14 protein-coding genes are annotated in these 17,729 nt (G+C 70.9%); 4 read left to right on the forward strand and 10 right to left on the reverse strand.

Annotated features, from left to right (window positions below):
* Positions 1-15 precede the first annotated feature (15 nt).
* Together mraZ and ACRVYW_RS09365 are read right to left on the reverse strand one after the other, a co-directional pair.
* On the reverse strand, positions 16-447 hold the full coding sequence (mraZ, locus tag ACRVYW_RS09360) for a division/cell wall cluster transcriptional repressor MraZ (RefSeq protein ID WP_431803940.1): 432 nt from the start codon (positions 445-447) through the stop codon (positions 16-18).
* A gap of 202 nt (positions 448-649) precedes the next feature.
* The gene (locus ACRVYW_RS09365; RefSeq protein WP_431803942.1) at positions 650-1,030 is read right to left on the reverse strand and encodes a DUF3040 domain-containing protein; all 381 of its coding nucleotides are present in this window, start codon (positions 1,028-1,030) and stop codon (positions 650-652) included.
* 151 nt (positions 1,031-1,181) lie between these two features.
* Between ACRVYW_RS09365 and ACRVYW_RS09370 the strand changes: the two genes are divergently transcribed.
* The gene (locus ACRVYW_RS09370; RefSeq protein ID WP_431803944.1) at positions 1,182-2,306 is read left to right on the forward strand and encodes a polyprenyl synthetase family protein; all 1,125 of its coding nucleotides are present in this window, start codon (positions 1,182-1,184) and stop codon (positions 2,304-2,306) included.
* Between the two features lie 69 nt (positions 2,307-2,375).
* Here ACRVYW_RS09370 and ACRVYW_RS09375 read toward each other — a convergent pair whose 3' ends face one another.
* On the reverse strand, positions 2,376-2,726 hold the full coding sequence (locus ACRVYW_RS09375) for an Rv2175c family DNA-binding protein (RefSeq protein ID WP_431803946.1): 351 nt from the start codon (positions 2,724-2,726) through the stop codon (positions 2,376-2,378).
* 199 nt (positions 2,727-2,925) lie between these two features.
* Here ACRVYW_RS09375 and ACRVYW_RS09380 point away from each other — a divergent pair, with 199 nt between their 5' ends.
* On the forward strand, positions 2,926-3,885 hold the full coding sequence (locus ACRVYW_RS09380) for a LysM peptidoglycan-binding domain-containing protein (RefSeq protein WP_431803948.1): 960 nt from the start codon (positions 2,926-2,928) through the stop codon (positions 3,883-3,885).
* 71 nt (positions 3,886-3,956) lie between these two features.
* Positions 3,957-5,897 carry a Stk1 family PASTA domain-containing Ser/Thr kinase gene (gene pknB, locus ACRVYW_RS09385; RefSeq protein WP_431803950.1) on the forward strand — a complete coding sequence of 647 codons (1,941 nt, stop codon included), beginning with the start codon at positions 3,957-3,959 and terminating at the stop codon, positions 5,895-5,897.
* A 138-nt stretch (positions 5,898-6,035) separates the two neighbouring features.
* Here the strand turns inward: pknB and ACRVYW_RS09390 are convergent, their stop codons facing one another.
* The 4 genes from ACRVYW_RS09390 to ACRVYW_RS09405 all read right to left on the reverse strand — a co-directional run bounded on the left by ACRVYW_RS09390 (position 6,036) and on the right by ACRVYW_RS09405 (position 10,212).
* The gene (locus ACRVYW_RS09390) at positions 6,036-6,986 is read right to left on the reverse strand and encodes a hypothetical protein (RefSeq protein ID WP_431803952.1); all 951 of its coding nucleotides are present in this window, start codon (positions 6,984-6,986) and stop codon (positions 6,036-6,038) included.
* 134 nt (positions 6,987-7,120) lie between these two features.
* Positions 7,121-8,482 (reverse strand): class II 3-deoxy-7-phosphoheptulonate synthase, encoded by a 1,362-nt coding sequence (locus tag ACRVYW_RS09395; RefSeq protein WP_431803954.1) that lies wholly within the window; start codon positions 8,480-8,482, stop codon positions 7,121-7,123.
* Between the two features lie 50 nt (positions 8,483-8,532).
* Positions 8,533-9,264: a lysophospholipid acyltransferase family protein gene (locus tag ACRVYW_RS09400; RefSeq protein WP_431803956.1), complete on the reverse strand. Its 732-nt coding sequence runs from the start codon at positions 9,262-9,264 to the stop codon at positions 8,533-8,535.
* Positions 9,265-9,273: 9 nt separating this feature from the next.
* Complete coding sequence (locus ACRVYW_RS09405; RefSeq protein ID WP_431803958.1) at positions 9,274-10,212, reverse strand: ROK family glucokinase; 939 nt, start codon at positions 10,210-10,212, stop codon at positions 9,274-9,276.
* 222 nt (positions 10,213-10,434) lie between these two features.
* On the opposite strand from ACRVYW_RS09405, the gene ACRVYW_RS09410 reads away from it, so the two are divergent.
* Entirely contained in the window at positions 10,435-12,270 is a 1,836-nt protein-coding gene (locus ACRVYW_RS09410; protein ID WP_431803959.1) for an AMP-dependent synthetase/ligase, read from the forward strand.
* Between the two features lie 142 nt (positions 12,271-12,412).
* Here ACRVYW_RS09410 and def read toward each other — a convergent pair whose 3' ends face one another.
* The 3 genes from def to ACRVYW_RS09425 are packed head-to-tail and all read right to left on the reverse strand — an operon-like array spanning position 12,413 to position 17,684.
* Positions 12,413-12,904: a peptide deformylase gene (gene def, locus ACRVYW_RS09415; RefSeq protein WP_431803961.1), complete on the reverse strand. Its 492-nt coding sequence runs from the start codon at positions 12,902-12,904 to the stop codon at positions 12,413-12,415.
* Positions 12,904-14,229: an AAA family ATPase gene (locus tag ACRVYW_RS09420; RefSeq protein WP_431803963.1), complete on the reverse strand. Its 1,326-nt coding sequence runs from the start codon at positions 14,227-14,229 to the stop codon at positions 12,904-12,906. Before ACRVYW_RS09420 ends, def begins: the two co-directional genes overlap by 1 nt.
* Positions 14,230-14,276: 47 nt before the next feature.
* Positions 14,277-17,684 (reverse strand): pyruvate carboxylase, encoded by a 3,408-nt coding sequence (locus ACRVYW_RS09425; protein WP_431803965.1) that lies wholly within the window; start codon positions 17,682-17,684, stop codon positions 14,277-14,279.
* Positions 17,685-17,729: the final 45 nt, after the last annotated feature.

The following is a 17,729-nucleotide window of genomic DNA, read 5'->3' on the forward strand; positions in this document are numbered from 1 at the left end:
ATCGAGGGAGCACCATCAGAAGAGTCCCGGGATCACCTCCTGCTCCATGTCCGAGTAGGCGTCTTCATTGCCGTCGGCGTACGCGTTCCAGGCCTCGGCGTCCCAGATCTCGGCGTGCGCGCCGACACCGGTGACGACGAGCTCGCGCCCGAGGTTGGCGTACGTGCGCAGGTGCGGCGGGATCGTGATGCGGCTCTGGCTGTCGGGCTTCTCGTCGCTCGCTCCGGAGAGGAACATGCGCTGGAAGTCACGGGCCTGCTTGTTCGTCAGCGGCGCCTCGCGGATCTTCTCGTAGACCCGCTCGAACTCCTTCGTGCTGAACACGTACAGGCAGCGCTCCTGCCCCCGGGTCACGACGACGCCGTCACCGAGGTCGGTGCGGAACTTCGCCGGAAGGATGACCCGTCCCTTGTCGTCGAGCTTGGGGGTGTAGGTGCCCAACAGCATCCACGACCACCCCCCTCCGCTCGGCCCCGGTTCCGGTTGGCACCACTTTACTCCACTTCCCTCCACTTCACTATCGTTTTGGCGACGTTTCCTCCCCCGGGGCGCCGAATGCCTCCGCGACCGTGCGGGCATACGAAAAAAGCACCGACCCGGAGGTCGGTGCTTTTGGAGGTGTCGCCGGCGGCGACGGGTCAGACGAGGATCACTTGTCGCCCTGGCGGCGGTCCCATCGGTCGTTCATCTTGTCCATGAACGACGACGACGAGGTCGCCTTCGCGCCCGCCTTCTTCTCGCCTGCCGAGCGCGGCGCAGCGCCCACCGCGGGCCCCTTTGCGGGCGTGACGGCGAGGACGACACCGGCGACCATGAGGACGAAGGCCACGACGCCGATGGCGATGATGTTGCTCGAGACGCCGAAGATGAGGCCGCCGATGCCGATCAGGACGAGGATGACGCCGTAGACGATGTTGCGGTAGCTCAGGGTCTGGCCCTCGCGGCCCGCGCTGACGACGTCGGCGTCCTTGTTCATGAGATGGCGTTCCATCTCGTCGAGCAGGCGCTGCTCCTGTTCTGACAGCGGCATGCGTCCCCCTTGTAGCCGGATGTCCGAGGCCCGGACATCTGTTGACCTCGTCCGTGACGACGGTGCGGTCTGTGTGACGTTGTTTCGATCGGCGTGGTGCGCCGCTCGTGCCCACGATTCTACGCGTGGATCTCACAACTAGGCTAGGCCCGTGGCTCCTCCTTCCGACGCGATCGCGGCAGTTTCCCAGCGACTGGAGAGGTTCCTCGACGATCAGAGCACCGCATGGGCGGATGCCGGCGACGAAGCGCTCCTCATGATCCGGTCGGGCCGCGCCACACTCGTCGGCGGAAAGCGCCTGCGCGCCCGCTTCGCGGTGACCGGCTGGGAGGCCGTCGCGCAGGCCGCAGACCCCGGGGCACACCCTGATGCACTCCCCGGCGCACACAGTGGCGCCGAGCCCGGCGACGACGTGATCGCCGCTGCGGCAGCCCTCGAGATCTTCCACGCCGCGGCGCTCGTGCACGACGACCTCATCGACAACTCCGACACCCGCCGCGGCCGCCCCGCGGCCCACCGCGCGCTGGAAGCCGACCACGTCGCCGCAGGGTGGACCGGGTCGGCCGAGTCTTTCGGTCGATCGGGTGCCGTGCTCCTCGGAGACCTTCTGGTGGCATGGAGCGACGACCTGCTTGAAGAGGGTCTGCGGTCGGCGGTGCACGCCGCCGAGGCGCGCGAGATCTACGGATACATGCGCCGCGAGGTGACGATCGGCCAGTTCCTCGACATCGCCGAAGAGGCCGCGTTCGTCCGTGCCCCCGACGCCGAGCACGCCGAGCGCGCCCTCCGGGTCGCCTCACTCAAGTCGGCGCGGTATTCGATCGAGCGCCCGCTGCTCCTGGGCGCCGCCCTCGCCGGTGCAGACGCCGCGCAGACCGCCGCACTCTCCGCCTTCGGCCACCCCCTCGGGCTCGCGTTCCAGCTGCGCGACGACGTGCTCGGCGTCTTCGGCGACAGTGCCGTCACGGGGAAGCCGTCCGGCGACGACCTGCGAGAGGGCAAGCGCACCGTGCTCATCGCGTTCGCCCGCGAGCGGATGCCGGAGGACGAGCGCCACGCGTTCGACGCGCTCATCGGCGACCCGGCGCTCGACGCGGCGCAGATCGCCGCCCTGCAGGACACGATCCGTGCCACCGGCGCTCTCGACCGCGTCGAAGACCTCATCGCGGAGTACGCGCGAGAGTCGGACGACGCGCTCGTGGGAGCCCCGCTCGGCGACGCCGCCGTCGCGTCGCTACGCTCGCTGGCCCGCGACGCGACCGCACGCGTCGCCTGAGGCGCTCGCGCGCTGAGGCCTGTGCGCGCTGAGGTCTGTGCGCGCTGGGGCTGTGACGCTTTCGGACGCTCAGGCGAGCGACTGGGCGACGCGCCGGACTTCGCTCTTGCGCCCGCTGCGGAGCGCCTCGATGGGGGCGACTCCGATGGAGTCCTCCGCGCTGAGAAGCCAGTCGATGAGTTCGTCGTCGGTGAAACCGGCATCCTGCAGCACGATCACCGTGCCGCGCAGCGACGCGAGCGGTGCACCGTCGACGAGGAAGACGGCGGGCACAGCGAACGCCCCCGCCCTCTTGCTGCCGACGAGGTGACGGTCATCGAGCAGGCGGCGGACGCGCCCGAGCGGTTCGCCGAGCACCTCGACGAGCTCGGGCATGGTGAGCCATTCGGTGGAGACGGTCGTGGCGGATTCATCGGTCACCCCTCCACTATCGCACCCCACGGGCCCCGGCGACGCGTCCCCTCCGCCTCGTGGTTGCCCGCATCGCTGGTCACCTGCCGCACTGTCACCTGCCGCACCGGACGCAGGCATCACTGGTCACACAGATCACTTCTGTCACTCCTGTTGACTCCGGCCCACATCCGTGACACGGTGACCGGGTCGAAGAAGGGGGAAATTCTTGCGACCCACATCTCCGTATGCGCGCACGCGCCTCGCCGCGACGACCGCCGTCGTCGGCACCGTCTCGCTCGTGCTCACCGCAGCCCCCGCGTCCGCTCAAGAGCGGCCCTCCGAGAGCTCAGGCCTCCGGTTCGTCGCCGTCACCCCGCCGCCGGCGGAATACACGATCCGCGCGGGCGACACCATCAGCGGGGTCGCCACGCGCTTCGGCCTGCGCACGCTCGACGTCCTCACCTGGAACGGACTCGGCTGGTCGAGCGTCATCCACCCCGGGCAGGTCATCTCGCTCGTCGCACCGGCGGTACCCGCCGCCGCGGCGCCCTCGACCCCTGCATCGCCTGCGCCCGCCGCTTCCGCGCCCGCCTCGGCGGCCGGGACCCACGTCGTCGTCTCCGGCGACACGCTCTGGGCCGTGGCCCAGGGCGCGGGCGTCTCGCTCGACGCGCTGCTGTCGGCGAACGGGCTGGGGCGCGACGCGATCATCTATCCCGGCCAGAGCCTCGTCCTTCCGGCATCCGTCGACGCCGCGACGGCCGCGGCCCGCGCGGCGGGGCTCGACGACGAGCAGATCGCGAACGCGCGCATCATTATCGAGGTCGGCCGCTCGCGCGGCGTGAGCGACCGCGGCATCGCGATCGCGCTCGCCACCGCGATGGTCGAGTCCTGGATCCGGAACCTCGACAGCGGAGACCGCGACTCGCGCGGCCTCTTCCAGCAACGTCCCAGCACCGGATGGGGCACCGCGGACGAGGTGCGCGACCCCCACCGCGCCGCCGCGGCCTTCTTCGGCGGCCCGTCCGACCCCAACGGCCCGCGCACCCGCGGTCTCCTCGACATCCCCGGATGGGAGGCGATGGAGTTCGGCGCCGCGGCACAGGCGGTGCAGGTCTCCGCGCACCCCGACCGCTACGCCCCGTGGGAGGAGCAAGCCTCCGCGTGGCTCGCGATCCTCGGCTGACCCCTCACCCGCGTCGACCGCAGGGTGAGGCGTTCCCCGGGCTCACGGCATCCGCTCCGTAGACTCTTCGCGTGAGCACGAGCCAGCAGACCGACCCGCTGATCGGCCGTCTGGTCGACAGTCGGTACCGGGTGCGCGCCCGTATCGCCCGCGGCGGCATGGCGACGGTGTACGTCGCGACCGACCTCCGCCTGGAACGCCGCGTCGCCCTCAAGGTGATGCACGGGCACCTTTCCGACGACACCGTGTTCCAGAGCCGCTTCATCCAAGAGGCGCGCGCGGCCGCCCGGCTCGCCGACCCGCACGTCGTGAACGTGTTCGACCAGGGCCAGGACGGCGAGATGGCCTACCTCGTCATGGAGTACCTGCCCGGCATCACCCTGCGCGATCTCGTCCGCGAGCAGCGGCGCCTGTCGATCCCGCAGACGATCACGATCATGGATGCCGTGCTGTCGGGTCTCGCTGCCGCGCACCGCGCCGGGATCGTGCACCGCGACGTGAAGCCCGAGAACGTCCTGCTCGCCGAAGACGGTCGCATCAAGATCGGTGACTTCGGCCTCGCTCGCGCGACGAGCGCGAACACCGCGACCGGCCAGATGCTGCTCGGGACGATCGCGTACCTCGCGCCCGAGCTCGTCACCCGCGGCACCGCCGATGCCCGCAGCGACATCTACGCACTCGGCATCATGCTCTACGAGATGCTCGCCGGCGAGCAGCCGTACAAGGGCGAGCAGCCGATGCAGATCGCCTACCAGCACGCGACCGACTCGGTGCCGCGCCCGAGCGCGAAGAACCCGGGCGTGCCGGAACAGCTCGACGAACTCGTCCTCTGGGCGACCGAGCGCGAACCCGACGACCGGCCCACCGACGCGCGCGTCATGCTCGAGCGCCTCCGCCAGATCGAGAAGGAGCTCGGCGTCTACCCGCAGGTCGTGCGCACCGCGCCCGACACCGGCGCGACGCGGGCCATCGCCGTCGACGACGGGATCGACTCGGGCGAAGTGACCAAGATCATGCCCGGCGCGTTCACCGCTCCGAGCGTCACCGACTCGGTCGACAACGCGACACGCCTGCGCCGGCGCACGCAGCGGAACGCGACGAAGGGCGCCTGGCTGGTGCTGATCGTCCTGCTGCTCGCGGGCCTCGCGGGCGGCGCGGGCTGGTGGTTCGGCTCGGGCCCCGGATCGCTCGTGGCGGTGCCCGACGTCACCGGCGCGACGATCGAGGAGGCCACCGGCATCCTCGCCGAGCACACGCTCGTCGCCGTCCGCGGCGAGGAGAACAGCCGCGACGTCGCCGCGGGCCTCACGATCCGCACCGACCCCGAGTCGGGGGCGCGCGTCGACCGCGACGCATCCGTCACCGTCGTCATCTCCCTCGGGCCCGCGTCGCACGACATCGCCGCCCTCGCGGGCATGACCGTCGGGGATGCGACAGACACCCTCGCGCCGCTGTACATCACGGCATCCGACGACGAGCCCGCGCGGTACTTCACCGACGCGCCCGCGGACACCGTCATCGCGGCGCGCATCACGCCGCCCGGCGGCGGCGACCCGATGGACTGCACGGGCGGCTGCACCGCGCTCGAGGGGTCGGTCGTGACCTTCGATCTGTCGGCCGGTCCGGTCCCGGACGTCTCGGGCGACACCGTCGACGCCGCCCGATCGGCGCTCAGCGCCGTGGGGCTCGACGCCGACACCGCCGAGGAGTACAGCGACGACGTCGCGAAGGGCCGCGTCATCCGCATCGCCGACCGTGACGGCGCGAGCCTCCAGCCCGGTGGATCGGTGACCCTCGTCGTGTCGAAGGGTCCTCAGCCGATCGAGGTGCCGAAGGTCGCGGGGATGAGTCTCGGCGAGGCCGTCGACACCTTGAAGAAGGCCGGGTTCAACCCGCAGACCTCGCTGCCTCAGCCGCTGTGGGGATTCTTCACCGCCGAGGGCACCGATCCCGCCGCGGGATCCCTGCAGCTGCCCGGCGCCGATATCAAGATCAAGTCCTCGGGCATCTAGCCGCTCTCCGCCCGCGTGCGCGCCCTCCGCCCGCACACCCGCGAGACCGCGCACATGTACGCTTTTCGGGCGTTTATCGTGACATTTGCGCGGTCTCGTGCCACGCGCGGCGCAACGCGCCCTGCACGCGGCGCGGCGTCACGCGAGTGCGCGGCGGACGCGGACGGCGAAGGAGCGGCATCCGTCGGCGAGGTCGTCGAGCGTCGCGACGAGGACGCGGTAGCCGGCATCCTCGAACAACTGCTGGCGTGTGAGGTCCTCGCGCCACTGCGCCGCGTCGGTGCGATGGTGGTCGCCGTGGTATTCGATGAGGACCCCACGATCCGGGTGGCCCAGGTCGGAGTGACGGATGCCGGCACGCGTCTGCACCGGCGGCTGCACGACCGGCTCCGAAAGCCCCTGGTCGACGAGCGCCAAACGCAGAAGGCTCTCCCGGGGCGACTGCGGCCCGACGCGCACGAGAGGGAGCGCAGCGGCCAGCGCCTTCGCGCCCCGCTTTCCGCGGTGCGCGCGGCCGGCCGCGGCGAGGTCGTCGAGGTTGCACAGCGGCACGCGACCGCCGCGGCGGCGGAACGGGCCGGTCACGAGGTAGTCCCCGGCCGCGACGAGCCAGTCGACGCTCAGCGCCCGACGACGGCCGGTCTCGGGGTCGATGCCGAGCGCGCCGGGCACCGACAGCTCCGCCCAGACGCCGGCCGGAGACACCATCGGAAGAGGGCCGACGAAGGCGTCGCCGGGGTGGTCCCCACTCCCCCACCCGACGATGCCGGGGCGCCGCAGCGGCTCCGCCGCGCCCAGCGACAGAACGTGGAGGGGCTCGCCGTCGCGCCAGGGAAGAGGCACGGGAACGCCCCACAGTCGCGCGGCGGTGAGATGGCTGAACCAGCGCGATCCGCCCAGGAGCGGCAATGCCGCCTCGCACGCGCCGAACAGGTCGCCCGACGCCGCCGAGGAGTACACGCCGTGGTGCGGATGCGCGATGTCGGATGCCGACATCCGGCGCCGGGTCAGGCCCCATTCCCGCGCATCGCCCGGGGTGAAGGGCACCCCGGTGAGCGGAGCGGGCAACGGAGGATGACGTTTCGGCATCCCTCGATCATCCGCGAAAGCGCTCACGCTCCGCGGAACCATCCACACCCCGCCGCGAGACCGCGCATATGCACGCTTCCGGCGCGTTTATCGTGACATTTGCGCGGTCTCGCGGTCAGAAAAGGCCAGCGGGGTCAGCGCTTTTCGAGCTCCTCGGCCACCAGGAACGCGAGCTCGAGGGACTGCATGTGGTTCAGGCGCGGGTCGCACAGGCTCTCGTAGCGGGTCGCGAGGGTCGCCTCGTCGATCTGCTCCGAGCCGCCGAGGCACTCGGTGACGTCGTCACCGGTGAGCTCGACGTGGATGCCGCCGGGGTGCGTCCCCACGGCGCGGTGCGCCTCGAAGAAGCCGCGGACCTCGTCGACGACGTCGTCGAAGCGACGCGTCTTGTACCCGGTGGGCGTCGTGATGCCGTTGCCGTGCATCGGGTCGGTGACCCACAGCGGCGTCGCCCCGGCATCCTTCACGGCCTCCAGCAGCGGCGGCAGCGCGTCGCGGATCTTGCCCGCACCCATGCGCGTGATGAAGGTGAGACGGCCCGGCTCGCGTTCGGGATCGAGCTTGTCGATGAGGGCCAGGGCCGTCTCGGGGCTCGTGGTCGGACCGAGCTTGACCCCGATGGGGTTGCGGATCTTGGAGAAGTAGTCGACGTGCGCGCCGTCGAGGTCACGCGTGCGCTCGCCGATCCAGAGGAAGTGCGCCGACGTGTTGTAGACATCCTGCGTGCGCGAGTCGATGCGGGTCATCGGGCGCTCGTAGTCCATCAGCAGACCCTCGTGACCCGTGTAGAACTCGACGCGCTTGAGCTCGTCGAAGTCGGCTCCGGCGGCCTCCATGAACTTGATGGCGCGGTCGATCTCGGTCGCGAGCCCCTCGTACCGGGCGTTCGCGGGGTTCGAGGCGAAGCCCTTGTTCCACGAATGGACTTCGCGGAGGTCGGCGAACCCGCCCTGCGTGAACGCGCGGATGAGATTGATGGTGGATGCCGCGGTGTGGTAGCCCTGCAGCAGCCGGCGCGGGTCGGCGGTGCGCGATCCTTCGGTGAAGTCGTACCCGTTGACGATGTCGCCGCGGTAGGCGGGAAGAGTGACGTCGCCGCGGGTCTCGGTGTCGCTCGATCGGGGCTTGGCGAACTGCCCGGCCATCCGCCCCATCTTGACGACGGGCATCGAGGCGCCGTAGGTGAGGACGACCGCCATCTGCAGCACCGTCTTGATGCGGCTGCGGATCTGGTCGGCGGTCGCTCCCGCGAAGGTCTCGGCGCAGTCTCCGCCCTGCAGCAGGAACGCCTTCCCGGCGGCGGCACGCGCCAGGCGCTCGCGCAGGTTGTCGACCTCGCCGGCGAAGACGAGCGGCGGAAGCGAGGCGATCTCCGCGGAGACCTCGGCGACCGCGTCGGCGTCGTCCCACGTGGGCTGCTGCTTGATGGGGAGGGTGCGCCAGTGGTCCAGGCTCCGCGGGTCGACAGCGGCGGAGTTCGCGTGCAGAACGGGCATCCGTTCAGTCTAGTCGTGGCCCGCAGGGCCAGGATGCCGTATGACGGGAGTCACACCGCGGCGGAATCGGCGGGATCCCCGACCGCCGCGACGCCGTCGAAGCCCGTCGCGGCGCGGTTCTTCACGGTCGACGCGTAGACGTCTTCGTACCGCTGCTCGCCGAGGCGCTGGAGGGCCACCATGATCTCGTCGGTGACCGAGCGGAGCACGAACCGGTCGGATTCCATCCCGTGGAACCTCGAGAAGTCGAGCGGCTCGCCGATCACCATGCCGACGCGGCCGATCCGCGGGATGGAGCGCCCGATCGGCATGATCTCGCCGGTGTCGACCATGACGACCGGGACGACGGGAACGCGCGCTTCGAGCGCCATGCGCGCGAGGCCCGTCCTTCCGCGGTACAGCTTGCCATCGGGGCTGCGGGTTCCCTCCGGGTAGATGCCGAGGAGGTCGCCCCGTCCGAGCACCTGCAGGCCCGTGTTGAGGGATGCCTCGGAGGCCTTGCCGCCCGTGCGATCGATCGGGATCTGCCCCGTCGCCTTCATGAAGACGCGGGTCGCCCACCCCTTGATGCCCTTGCCGGTGAAGTAGTCGCTCTTGGCGAGGAAGCTCATCGGCCGGTCGATCATGAGCGGCAGGAAGATCGAATCGCTCACCGAGAGGTGGTTCGAGGCGAGGATCGCGGCGCCCGTCGACGGGACGTTCGAGCGCCCCACGATCCATGGCCGGAAGATCGCCTTCACGATCGGTCCGATCACGATGTACTTCATCACCCAGTAGAACATCGCGGTCTCCTACCGGCTCCGCATGCCGGCGAGGTCGGCGACGCCGACGAGTCCGGCGTCGTTGCCGAGGGATGCCGTGACGAACCGCGCCGTCGGCCGCTGGCCGAACCCGGGAAGCGCCGTGTCGTACGCGCGCCGCGCGGGCTCGAGCAGCGCCTCGCCGAGCTCGGCCACTCCCCCGCCGATGACGAAGAGGTCGGGGTCGAGGACGGCCTGGAAGGCGCCGCACGCCTCGCCGAGGGCCGTGGCGACGCGGCGCACGGCCTCGAGTGCGCCGGGGTCTTCGTCGGCGAGCAACAGGGCGAGCTCTCGCGAGGGGACGTTGCCCTTCTTGTTGCGGTGCGCGGCGACGGCGGTGCCGATCTCGGGGTCCTCGGCGACGTCGGCGAGCTCGCGCTGAAGCGCGCGGCCCGAGGCGTACTGCTCGAGGCATCCGTTCTGCCCGCATCCGCAGGGGCGCCCGCCCCGGAGGAAGCGGACGTGGCCGAGCTCGGCGGCGCTGCCGTTGGCGCCGATGAGGAGCTGGCCGTTGTTCACGACGGCGCCGCCCACCCCTGTGCCGAGGGTCACCATGACCATGTCGGTCGATTCGCGGCCCGCGCCGAAGCGGAACTCGCCCCACCCCGCGGCGTTGGCATCGTTCTCGAGGGTGACCGGGCGGCCGATGAGCGCCTCGAACTCGGCGCGCAGCGGCTCGTCGTGCCACGCGATGTTCGGGGAGTGGAGCATGACCGAGCGCGCGGCGTCGATGTAGCCCGCGGCGGCGACGCCGACCGCGTGCACGTCGTGGCGCCCGGCGAGCTCGGCCACCATATCGGCCACCGCGCGTGCGAGTGCGCCGGTGTCGGCGGGCGTGGGTACGCGGAGGTGCTCGAGGATGCGCCCGTCGTCCGCGACGACGCCTCCGGCGATCTTGGTCCCACCGATGTCGATGCCGACGTTGAGCACTGCGCATCCTTCCACCGCACGGGATCCGGCGCAGAAGGTCTCTCCTGCGGGCGGCGCGGCACCCGAGAGTCTAGTGTGGGGAGCGCGGTCCGACGGGGTGCAGGGGCCGTGCACGACCCGCACCGGTCCCGACCCGGCGCGGAGGGACTGAGTTCCACATTCCGTTAGACTCGATCCCACCGTCATCTGACGTCACCCGGTACCGAAGGAGTTGCCGCCCATATGAGCGCCGTCGTTCAGTTCGAAGTCCCCGCCGTCGTCCCCGAAGACCCGACCGCGAATGTCGCGGACCTGCTGGTCGCCCGCGTCAAGGAGACCCCGTCCCTGGCATTGTTCGCCGTCCCCGAGGGCGACGGATGGCGCGACATCACCGCCGCCGAGTTCCAGCGCGACGTCGTGGCGCTGGCCAAGGGCTTCGTCGCCGCGGGCATCGAGCCCGGCGACAAGGTGGCCTTCATCGCGCGCACCACCTATGAATGGACGCTCGTCGACTTCGCGCTCTTCTTCGCCGGCGCCGTCATGGTCCCCGTCTACGAGACCAGCTCCGCCTCGCAGATCTCCTGGATCGTCTCCGACTCCGGCGCCATCGCGGTGCTCGGCGAGTCGGCCGATCACGCCGCCCGCATCGCCGAGGTCCGCGGCGAGCTCCCGCTCGTCCGCGAGGTGTGGAACATGGATGCCGGTGACCTCGACGTCCTCCGCCGGGGCGGCGTCGACGTGGCCGACGCCGAGATCGAGCGCCGCCGCAGCCTCGCCGTCGGCTCCGACATCGCAACCCTCATCTACACCTCGGGCTCGACCGGCCGACCCAAGGGCTGCGTCCTCACGCACAGCAACTTCGTCGAGCTCGCCCGCAACTCCGCGAAGAACCTCGAAGAGCTCGTCTCCGAGCCCGGCGCCTCGACCCTGCTGTTCATCACGACCGCGCACGTCTTCGCGCGCTTCATCTCGATCCTCGACGTGCACGCGGGCGTGAAGACGGGTCACCAGCCCGACACGAAGCAGCTCCTCCCGGCGCTCGGCTCGTTCCAGCCCTCGTTCCTCCTCGCCGTCCCGCGCGTGTTCGAGAAGGTCTACAACTCGGCCGAGCAGAAGGCCGAGGCCGGCGGCAAGGGCAAGATCTTCCGCGCCGCGGCCCACACCGCGATCGAGAAGTCGACGCTCGAGCAGGAGGGCAAGAAGGTGCCGCTGGGCACCAAGATCAAGTTCGCCGTCTTCGACAAGCTCGTCTACGCCAAGCTCCGCGAAGCGATGGGCGGGCGCGTGAAGTACGCCGTGTCGGGCTCTGCGCCCCTCGGTCCGCGCCTCGGCCACTTCTTCCACAGCCTGGGTGTGACGATCCTCGAGGGCTACGGTCTCACCGAGACGACCGCCCCGGCGACCGTCAACACCGTCAAGAAGTCGAAGATCGGCACGGTCGGCACGGTCATCCCCGGTGTCGGTGTGCGCCTCGCCGAGGACGGCGAAGTCGAGGTGCGCGGCGTGAACGTCTTCCGCGAGTACTGGAATAACCCCGAGGCGACCGACGCCGCGTTCGACGACGGCTGGTTCCGCACGGGCGACCTCGGCTCGTTCGACAGTGAGGGGTTCCTCACGATCACCGGGCGCAAGAAGGAGATCATCGTCACCGCCGGCGGCAAGAACGTCGCGCCGGCCGCGCTCGAGGACCCGATCCGCGCGAACCCGATCGTCAGCCAGGTCGTCGTCGTCGGCGACCAGAAGCCGTTCATCGCGGCGCTCGTCACCCTCGACACCGAGATGCTCCCGACCTGGCTCGCGAACAACGGTCTGCCCGCCGACATGTCGCTGGCGGATGCCGCGAAGAACAGCAAGGTCCGCGAAGAGGTGCAGACCGCCGTCGACCGCGCGAACAAGACCGTCTCGCGCGCCGAGTCGATCCGCAAGTTCACGATCCTCGACACCGAGTGGACAGAGGACAGCGGCCACCTGACCCCGAAGATGAGCATCAAGCGGAACGTCATCCTCGACGACTTCGCCGATGCGGTCGAGGACATCTACACGGTGCCCGTCAACACCACCAACGTGTCGCTCGGCTGACGCCGCGCGTTTCGACTTGCGGCTGGCGCCGCTCGCTCAACGACCGGTGAGGGGCTTCCCCACCGGTCGTTGAGCGTCTGGGGGGAACCCTCGCCAGTCGTTGAGCGACGAGCGCAGCGAGGAATCGAATCGGGTCAGGCGCTCAGAACCAGTCGCTCTCGCGCACCTCGCGCATCGCGGTGCGGCGGTCCTCGGGACTCAGGCGCGACAGGTACAGCATGCCGTCGAGGTGATCGGTCTCGTGCTGCAGCGCCTGGGCGAGCAGCCCGTCGCCCTCCAGGACGATCTCGGCACCGTCGAGGTCGATGCCCTCCACGCGCGCCCACGGGTGCCGCAGCGCGTCGTGCCAGAGGCCGGGGACCGACAGGCATCCCTCGCTCACCGGTTCCGGCTCGCCGCGCACCTCGACGAGCACCGGGTTCAGGATGTAGCCGATGTCGCCGTCGATGTTGTAGCTGAAGGCCCGGAGTCCGACGCCGATCTGGGGCGCCGCGACGCCCGCACGCCCGGGAAGGGCGACGGTGTCGACGAGATCCTGCACGAGGGCGCGGATGCCGTCGTCGATGTCGCCGATCGGCTCGCTGACGGCCCGGAGCACGGGGTCGCCGAAGAGGCGGATCGTGCGGACGGCCATCAGGCGGCGGCCTGCGTGCGAAGACCCTCGACCACGGTCGCCGCGAGCTGGCGTGCCGCCTCGCGTGTCTCGGGCTGGAGGTCGCGGAACGCGATGGCGCTCCCCGCGGCGATGTGCGGGTCGTACGGCATCCGCACGACCGCGCGCACGCGGCTGCGGAAGTGCGCCTCGAGTTCCTCGGCGCGCACGAGAGCCGCGCCCGGGCGCGCGGCGTTCAGCACGACGACGGCGCTGCGGACCCGGTCGGCGTAGCCGTTGGTCTCCAGCCAGGTGAGGGTCTCCGAGGCGAGGCGCGCCTCGTCGACGCTGAGGCCGGCCACGATCACGAGCGTGTCGGCACGCTCGAGCGTGGCGCTCATGACCGAATGGACGATGCCGGTTCCGGTGTCGGTGAGGACGACGGAGTAGAAGTGCGCGGCGATCTCGGCGACGTCCTCGTAGTCGGCGTCGCTGAAGGCCTCGGAGATGTGCGGGTCGGCCTCGGAGGCGAGCACGTCTAGGCGCGTGTGGTCGCGCGCGACGATCTGGGAGATGTCGTTGAAGCCGTGCACGTCGTCGCGCGCGCGGATGAGGTCGCGCACCGTCTTGCCGCTCGGGCGTCCGATGCGCTCGGCGAGCGTGCCGCGGTCGGGGTTCGCGTCGACCGCGATGATCCGGTCTTCGCGGGCGTCGGCGAGAGCCATGCCGAGGAGCGTCGTGACGGTCGTCTTGCCGACGCCGCCCTTGCGCGAGAGCACCGGCACGAAGCGGGCGCCGCCGGCAAGAGGTGCGGCGATGCGGCGGTCGAGGGCCTTCCGCGCCTGCGCGCGGCGCCCGTCGCCGAGGTTGATGCGGCGTCCGGAGAGGCGGTAGACGAGGTTCTGCCAGGTGCCCTCGGGCTCGGGGCGGACGACGTGCGCCGGGTCGAGCAGCCGGTCGGGGGTGAGCAGGTCGGAGCTCTCCCGGTCGGCGTCGAAGTCGCCGAGGCGCCGCGACTGGAGCGTGATCTCCGAGGTGCGCGGGCGCACGCGCTCGGCGTGGTCGGCGTCGGGGACCGCGATCGCGGAGGCCGCATCCGGCGCGGGCGCCGCCGGGAGGGCGGAGGCGGGCTCGGCCGTGTACGCGCGCGAAGCACCGAGCGTCGCGTCGCCGCCCACGATGTCACCGCCCACGACGTCGTCGTCGACGAGGTCGTCGTCGTCGTCGGCGTGCGCGGGGAGCGTCACGTCGACCTGAGCGGTCGCGCCTCCCACGATGCCGATGCCGGTCGTCTCGGCGCCCACGGGGCCCTCGAGGACCCCGTTGTCGGCGTCGTCGGCCGGATTGTCGTTGCGATCAGACGCCACGGTGCACTCTCCCAGATCTTCCGAGGGCGCGAACGCCCCGACCCAGGCTAGTCGGCGGGTCGGATGACGACCAAAAGATCGCCGGCCTCGACCGGTGCCGTCGCGGCGATCGCGAGGCGCTCGATGACCCCGTCGACGGGAGCGGTGATGGCGGCTTCCATCTTCATCGCCTCGATGGATGCCACGGGCTGGCCCGCCTGCACGCGGTCGCCGACCGCAGCCTTGAGCGTCACGACACCCGAGAACGGCGCCGCGACCTGACCGGGCTTCGACGTGTCGGCCTTCTCGGCCTGACGCGTCTCGACGTCGATCGACCGGTCGCGGACGAACACGGGCCGCAGCTGGCCGTTGAGCGTCGTCATGACGGTGCGCATGCCCTTGTCGTCGGCTTCGCCGATCGCCTCGAGGCCCACATAGAGCTGCACGCCGCGCTCGATCTCGACGACGTGCTCGGCACCGGGAGTGAGCCCGTACAGGTAATCGGCCGTGTCGAGGACGCTGAGGTCGCCGTAGGTGTCGCGCACCTCGCGGAACGCCTTCGTCGGCCCGGGGAAGAGGAGCGTGTTGAGCGTCGTGCGGCGGGTCGCCGAATCGGCATCCAGCGCTGCGGCATCCTCGTCGGAGATCTCGGTGACGCCCACCCGCACGTTCCGACCCTGCAGGACCTTGCTGCGGAAGGGCTCGGGCCAGCCGCCCGGCAGGTCGCCGAGCTCGCCCGCCATGAAGCCGACGACCGAGTCGGGCACGTCGTACTTCTCCGGGTTCGCCGCGAAGTCGGCGGGGTCCGCTTTCACGGCGGCGAGGTGGAGCGCGAGGTCGCCCACGACCTTCGACGAGGGCGTCACCTTCGGCACGCGGCCGAGGATGTCGTTCGCCGCCGCGTACATGTCCTCGATGAGCTCGAAGTCGTCGGCGAGGCCGAGCGCGATCGCCTGCTGGCGGAGGTTGGAGAGCTGTCCGCCGGGGATCTCGTGATGGTACACGCGGCCGGTGGGGCCGGGCAGGCCCGACTCGAACGGACGGTACAGGTGCCGCACCGCCTCCCAGTACGGCTCGAGATCCGACACCGCCTGCAGGTCGAGGCCGGTGTCGCGCTCGGTGTGCGCGAGCGCGGCGACGAGCGCCGACAGCGACGGCTGGCTCGTCGTCCCCGACATGGGCGCCGCGGCCGCGTCCACGGCATCCGCCCCCGCCTGGCTCGCCGCGAGGAGTGTCGCGAGCTGGCCGCCCGCCGTGTCGTGGGTGTGGACGTGCACGGGCGCGTCGAACCGCTCGCGGAGGGCCGTCACGAGCTTCGAGGCGGCGGCGGGGCGGAGGAGCCCGGCCATGTCCTTGATCGCGATGATGTGGGCGCCCGCGTCGACGACCTGCTCTGCGAGGTTCAGGTAGTAGTCGAGCGTGTAGAGGCTCTCACTCGGGTCGAGCAGGTCGGCGGTGTAGCAGATCGCGGCCTCGGCGACGGCGGTGCCGGTCTCGAGGACCGCGTCGATCGCGGGACGCATCTGGGCGACGTCGTTGAGCGCGTCGAAGATGCGGAAGATGTCGACGCCCGACGCCGCCGCCTCGCGGACGAACGCGTCGGTCACCTGCGTCGGGTACGGGGTGTAGCCGACCGTGTTGCGCCCGCGCAGAAGCATCTGGATCGCGACGTTCGGAAGCGCCTCGCGCAGGGCGTCGAGCCGCTCCCACGGGTCTTCGCCGAGGAAGCGCAGCGCGACGTCGTACGTCGCCCCGCCCCACGCCTCGACGGAGAGCAGCTGCGGCTCCATGCGGGCGACGTAGGGCGCCACGGCGAGGAGGTCGCGCGTGCGCACGCGGGTCGCGAGGAGCGACTGGTGCGCGTCGCGGAACGTCGTCTCGGTGACGGCGAGCGGGGTCTGCGCGCGCAGCTGCGCGGCGAAGCCGGCGGGACCGAGTTCCTGGATGCGCTGACGCGTGCCGGCCGGCGGCGTCGTGCCGAGGTCGATGTGCGGCAGCTTGGATGCCGGGTCGACCGTGAGCGGGTTGTCGCCGTTCGGGCGGTTGACGGTCGTGTCGGCGAGCCAGGAGATGATCTTCGAGCCGCGGTCCTTCGAGGGGCGGCCGAGGAGGAGCTCGGGGCGCTCGTCGATGAAGGAGGTGCTGAGGTCGCCCGCGACGAAGGCCGGGTCGTCGAGCACGGCCTGCAGGAACGGGATGTTCGTCGAGACGCCGCGGATGCGGAATTCCGCCAGGGCACGGCGCGAACGCACGACCGCCGCGGCGAAGTCGCGGCCACGGCACGTGAGCTTCGCGAGCATCGAGTCGAAGTGGGGGCTCACCTGCGAGCCCGCGGCGGTCGTGCCGCCGTCGAGGCGGATGCCGGCGCCGCCGGGCGAGCGGTACGTCGTGATCTTGCCGGTGTCGGGGCGGAAGCCCTGCGTGGGGTCCTCGGTCGTGATGCGGCACTGCAGCGCCGCGCCGCGCAGGTGGATGTCCTCCTGGTGCAGGCCCAGGTCGCCGAGGGTCTCCCCCGCGGCGATCCGCATCTGCGACTGCACGAGGTCGACGTCGGTCACCTCTTCGGTGACCGTGTGCTCGACCTGGATGCGCGGGTTCATCTCGATGAAGACGACTTCGCCCGTGCGCGGTCCGGCGGTCTCGAGGAGGAACTCCACCGTGCCGGCGTTCTCGTACCCGATCGAGCGGGCGAAGGCGACGGCATACCCGTGCAGCGCGGTGCGGACATCGTCGGCGAGGTTCGGCGCGGGGGCGATCTCGATGACCTTCTGGTGGCGGCGCTGCACCGAGCAGTCCCGCTCGAACAGGTGCACCGTCTCGCCGGTCTTGTCGGCGAGGATCTGCACCTCGACGTGGCGGGGGCGCTGCACCGCCTGCTCGAGGAAGACGCGGGCGTCACCGAAGGCGCTGTCGGCCTCGCGCATGGCCTCGGCGATCGCGGGGGCCAAGGCATCCTTCGTCTCGACGCGGCGCATGCCGCGCCCGCCGCCGCCGGCGACCGCCTTGACGAAGATGGGGAAGCCGATGTCGTCCGACTGGCTGAGGAGGAGGTCGACGTCGTCGGATGCCGGAGTGCTCCGCAGCACCGGGACGCCCGCGGCGATCGCGTGCTCCTTCGCCGTGACCTTGTTGCCGGCCATCTCGAGGGCGCGGGCGGGCGGACCGATGAAGACGATGCCGTTCTCGGCGGCCCGCGCGGCGAGATCGGGATTCTCCGAGAGGAAGCCGTAGCCGGGGTAGATCGCATCGGCGCCGGACTCGAGCGCGACCCGGATGATCTCGTCGACGTCGAGGTAGGCCCGCACGGGCTGACCCTTCGTACCGATCTGGTACGCCTCGTCGGCCTTCAGCCGGTGCAGCGAGAAGCGGTCTTCGTACGGGTAGACCGCGACGGTCCGGGCACCCAGCTCGAAGGCGGCGCGGAAGGCTCGGATCGCGATCTCGCCGCGGTTCGCGACCAGGATCTTTCGGAACATGCTCACCTCGTGGGGGAGAGTGCGATGCGCGACATCACGCATCGG

Origin of the sequence: Microbacterium sp. bgisy203 (assembly GCF_965345155.1) — a bacterium.
Lineage (GTDB): Bacteria > Actinomycetota > Actinomycetes > Actinomycetales > Microbacteriaceae > Microbacterium.

Bases quoted from the DNA above. Each gene is read 5' to 3' on its own strand.
- ACRVYW_RS09410 (WP_431803959.1), top strand. From the start codon at position 10,435: ATGAGCGCCGTCGTTCAGTTCGAAGTCCCCGCCGTCGTCCCCGAAGAC.
- ACRVYW_RS09365 (WP_431803942.1), bottom strand. From the start codon at position 1,030: ATGCCGCTGTCAGAACAGGAGCAGCGCCTGCTCGACGAGATGGAACGC.
- mraZ (WP_431803940.1), bottom strand. From the start codon at position 447: ATGCTGTTGGGCACCTACACCCCCAAGCTCGACGACAAGGGACGGGTC.
- def (WP_431803961.1), bottom strand. From the start codon at position 12,904: ATGGCCGTCCGCACGATCCGCCTCTTCGGCGACCCCGTGCTCCGGGCC.
- ACRVYW_RS09400 (WP_431803956.1), bottom strand. From the start codon at position 9,264: ATGTTCTACTGGGTGATGAAGTACATCGTGATCGGACCGATCGTGAAG.
- ACRVYW_RS09395 (WP_431803954.1), bottom strand. From the start codon at position 8,482: ATGCCCGTTCTGCACGCGAACTCCGCCGCTGTCGACCCGCGGAGCCTG.
- ACRVYW_RS09425 (WP_431803965.1), bottom strand. From the start codon at position 17,684: ATGTTCCGAAAGATCCTGGTCGCGAACCGCGGCGAGATCGCGATCCGA.
- ACRVYW_RS09390 (WP_431803952.1), bottom strand. From the start codon at position 6,986: ATGCCGAAACGTCATCCTCCGTTGCCCGCTCCGCTCACCGGGGTGCCC.